We start from the raw sequence: 4,108 nt of genomic DNA on the forward strand, positions 1-4,108 counted from the left end.
GAGCCCGTGTGTCGCCGGGCCAGTTCCCGTGCGGTCTCGGGATTGGTGTCCAGGACGAACGCCTGCTCCGGGACGAGCAGCTTGCCCGGCCCGAGGATCGCCCGCGCGCTCGCGGTGTGCTCCGGCGGCACGAAGAACGTGTGGGCGCCGTCCGCCCGGGTGCGTGCCAGCTCCAGCATCTTCGGCCCGAGCGCGGCCAGCACCCGCGTCGACGACACCGGCCGGACCGCCCGGTACTGCTCCCGGACGCTGCCGTCGATCTCATCCAGGTAGGCCCGCATCTGCGCAAGCGGCCTGGTGTACGGCACCCCACGGATCTCCATCAGGGACGCGTGCGACACGCCCAGGCCGAGCAGGAACCGGCCCGGGAACGCCTCGGCCAGCGTCATCTGCCCAGCCATCATCGTCTGCGGGTGCCGGGCGAGGATCTGCGCGATGCCGGTGGCGACGGTCAGCCGCGGCGCCGACGCGAGCATCAGCCCCGCGGTGACCAGCACCTCCCTGCCCTTGACCTCGCCGGTCCAGACCGCCGGATAGCCCAGCTCGTCGAGTTCGGCGACGGCCTCCCGCACCACGGACGCCGGAGAGTAGTCGAACTGGCCGCTCCAGATCCCGACCTGGCCGAGCACCGGGCGCATGGGCGGGCCGCCGGGGCGGGCCGCGGTGGCGGGCGCGCCGGCAGCCGGCGCAGCAGAGCCTGACGCGGCAGGGCCCGACTCGACCGGGTCTGACCCGGTTGGAGCCGACCCGACCGGGCCCGGCTCACCGGTGGTGGACGTCTGCGCAGCTGTCACCGCACCACGCTATCCAGACCGGGGCAGGGTTGCCCGGCCGGACAGCCGGCGTCGTGTGCCCGAGCTTGCTCACCGCGTCCGGACGACTATCGTCTACTGCGCGGCGGTCCCGCCGATCTGCGCGACCGGCCGCCTCGGGCGCGTCCGGTGGATGTCGACACCGATGGAGATCCACCGGGTACACCCCATCGCGCAGGCCGCCACCGACGATCTCGGGAACGGCCGAGACGACCGGAGGACGCCATGTCCGTTCCTGACACAGACCGCTTTGACGCCGTCGCCGCACCCGTCCCACGCGATCCAGCTGAGACCGACGCCAACACCGGGGTACCGGTGCGGCTGCTGACACCGGACGGGCAACGACTGTCCCTGGCCGCCTACGATCCGTACGTCGCCGACCTCACCGACGCCGAGCTACTCGGGCTCCTGCGCGACATGGTGATCGTGCGCAGACTCGACGAGGAGGCGACCGCCCTGCAACGCCAGGGCGAACTCGGCCTGTGGGCGAGTCTGCGCGGGCAGGAGGCGGCTCAGGTGGGCTCCGCGCGGGGGTTGCGCGACGACGACATGGTCTTCCCGACCTATCGCGAGCACGCGGTGGCCTGGTGCCGGGGAGTCGACCCGCTGGACATCCTCGGCCTGTTCCGCGGGGTGGCCCACGGCGGCTGGGATACGGACAGGCATGGCTTCCAGGCGTACTCGATCGTCGTGGGTTCCCAGGTCCTGCACGCAACCGGCTATGCCATGGGGATCACCCGGGAGGCCATGATGGGGGTGGGCCGCAAGGCGGTCGGGGCTGCCCGGAAGCCCGCCGGCGCCGGCACTGATACCACCGCTGATGCCGGCGGTGGGGAGCTGCCGGCGACGCTGGTCTACTTTGGTGACGGAGCGTCCAGTCAGGGTGACGTCAACGAGGCGTTCAACTGGGCGGGCGTGTTCGAGGCCCCGGTGGTCTTCTTCTGTCAGAACAACCAGTGGGCGATCTCCGCGCCGACGCGGCGGCAGACCCGCGCGCCGATCTACTTCAGAGCCCGCGGATTCGGCATCGCGGGAGTCCAGGTGGACGGCAACGACGTGCTGGCGACCCTGGCCGTGACACGCTGGGCGCTGCAGGCGGCCCGCCGGGGACGACCGACCCTGGTGGAGGCGGTGACCTACCGGATGGGTGCGCACACCACCGCCGACGATCCGTCCCGTTACCGCCAGGCGCAGGAACTCGCGCACTGGAGCGGCCGCGACCCGATCCAGCGGATGGCGGCCTACCTGCGCGGCCGTGGCATCCTGGACGACGACGCGGCCACCGCCTTGGACCGGGAAGCCGACGCGCTCGCGGCCACCGTGCGGCAACGTTGCCTGGACCTGCCCGATCCGTCTCCGCAGAGCCTGTTCGACCATGTGTACGTGCACGACACCGAGGCGCTGGTCAACGCGCGGGCTACATTCGCCGGAACCGAACAGACCGAGCCAACCCAACCAGCCGAACGACCAGCCGGAGCGGTCCGGGCAGCCGGAGCGGTCCGGGCAGCCGGAGCGGTCCAGCCGGCGGTCGTCCGACCGGCGTCGACGGTCACTGCGGTGCCGGTCCGCAGCGCCCGAAAGGCGCTCTGACAGTGTCGTCGATGCTGACCCTGGCGAAGGCCCTCAACACGGGGCTGCGCACGGCCATGGAAGATGATCCGAAGGTCGTCGTGATGGGCGAGGACGTCGGCAAGCTCGGCGGCGTCTTCCGTATCACCGACGGGTTGCTGGCCGACTTCGGCGAGGAGCGGGTGATCGACACTCCGCTTGCGGAGTCCGCGATCATCGGGACGGCGATCGGGCTGGCAATGCGCGGGTTCCGGCCGGTGTGCGAGATCCAGTTCGACGGATTCGTCTACCCCGCCTTCGATCAGATCGTCACCCAACTGGCCAAGATGCACTACCGGACGCAGGGCCGCGTCCGCCTGCCCGTGACGGTCAGGATCCCGTTCGGCGGAGGCATCGGCGCGGTCGAGCACCACAGCGAGTCACCGGAGGCGTACTTCTGTCATACCGCCGGGCTGAAGGTGGTTGCGTGCTCCAACCCGGTCGACGCCCACACGATGATCCGGCAGGCCGTCGCCACGGACGACCCGGTGATCTTTTTTGAACCCAAACGCCGCTACTGGGACAAGGCCGACGTCGAAACCGGCCTGCCGCTGTCGGCGGCCACCCCGCTGCACGTCAGCCAGGTCGTGCGCACCGGGGACGACGCAACGCTGGTCGCCTACGGCCCGATGGTGCGGACCTGCCTGGACGCGGCCACCGTCATGGCCGAGGAGGGTCGCGAACTCGAGGTGATCGACCTGCGCACGCTGTCCCCGCTCGATCTGTCTCCCGTGCTCACGTCCGTACGGCGGACCGGCCGGCTGGTGGTGGTCCATGAAGCGCCGTCGAACGTGTCCCTGTCCGCGGAGATCGCCGCACGAGTCACCGAGACCGCGTTCTACTCACTGGAAGCTCCAGTACTACGTGTCACAGGATACGACACTCCGTATCCACCATCCCGCCTGGAGGAGCACTACCTGCCGGACGTCGACCGGGTGCTGGACGCCGTGGACCGGTCCTTCAAGTACTGACCGAAGTCAGCCAAGTACTGACCGACGTCAGCCTGATACCGATTTCGGACATCCCTGTATCGCCGTCGGAGTTTCCGGGCCGATCGGTACCAAGTCGCCACCGGCCGAAGTTCCCGGTCAGCGGAGGCCGAAGGCCGCACGATCATGCTTCTTTCGCGCCTGGGGTTCCTGGGTCGCCAGTTGGAGGTCACCGTGCCACGTGAGCAGTTCCGGCTCCCCGACCTGGGCGAGGGCCTGCCGGACGCCGAGATCGTCCGATGGCTGGTGGAGGTGGGCGAGCGCGTCACCGTCAACCAGCCGATCGTCGAGGTGGAAACCGCCAAGGCGCTGGTGGAGGTGCCCTCACCGTTCGCGGGCGTCCTGACCACCCGGCACGCCGAGCCGGGCGACACGGTCGAGGTGGGGCAACCGCTGGTGACCATCGACACCGGCGCCGACGACACCCGCGGGGACACCGGCGCAGACACCACAACGGGTGATACCCCCGCCACCGACGGCACGCGCGGCCCGGAGAGCCAACGGCGGCGCGATCATGTTCCTTTCACACCCGAGTCAGATGAACAAACTGACGAACCGTCCGACGAGCGGATGCCCGTGCTGGTCGGGTACGGCCCGCGCGGCCCGTCCAGGGTGTCGCGGCGGACCTCGCGCCGAGGCTCGCGCACGGACGCGACGGGTGCGACGGGTGCGACAGCTGCGGCACACACCGCCGGACCG

4 protein-coding genes are annotated in these 4,108 nt (G+C 70.4%); 3 read left to right on the forward strand and 1 reads right to left on the reverse strand.

Features of this window, described 5'->3' with window-relative positions:
- On the reverse strand, positions 1-638 hold a 638-nt coding region (locus tag DD1DGNOD_RS25800; protein ID WP_131771218.1), incomplete at its 3' end, for a TIGR03620 family F420-dependent LLM class oxidoreductase.
- A gap of 399 nt (positions 639-1,037) precedes the next feature.
- On the opposite strand from DD1DGNOD_RS25800, the gene DD1DGNOD_RS25805 reads away from it, so the two are divergent.
- The 3 genes from DD1DGNOD_RS25805 to DD1DGNOD_RS25815 form a co-directional block, all read left to right on the forward strand.
- On the forward strand, positions 1,038-2,402 hold the full coding sequence (locus DD1DGNOD_RS25805; protein ID WP_131771208.1) for a thiamine pyrophosphate-dependent dehydrogenase E1 component subunit alpha: 1,365 nt from the start codon (positions 1,038-1,040) through the stop codon (positions 2,400-2,402).
- A gap of 11 nt (positions 2,403-2,413) precedes the next feature.
- Positions 2,414-3,391, forward strand: a complete 978-nt coding sequence (locus DD1DGNOD_RS25810) for an alpha-ketoacid dehydrogenase subunit beta (RefSeq protein ID WP_131771209.1) — start codon at positions 2,414-2,416, stop codon at positions 3,389-3,391.
- A gap of 144 nt (positions 3,392-3,535) precedes the next feature.
- On the forward strand, positions 3,536-4,108 hold a 573-nt coding region (locus DD1DGNOD_RS25815; protein ID WP_283234757.1), incomplete at its 3' end, for a biotin/lipoyl-containing protein.

Source organism: Candidatus Protofrankia californiensis, from assembly GCF_900634765.1.
Classification (GTDB): Bacteria; Actinomycetota; Actinomycetes; order Frankiales; family Frankiaceae; genus Protofrankia; species Protofrankia californiensis.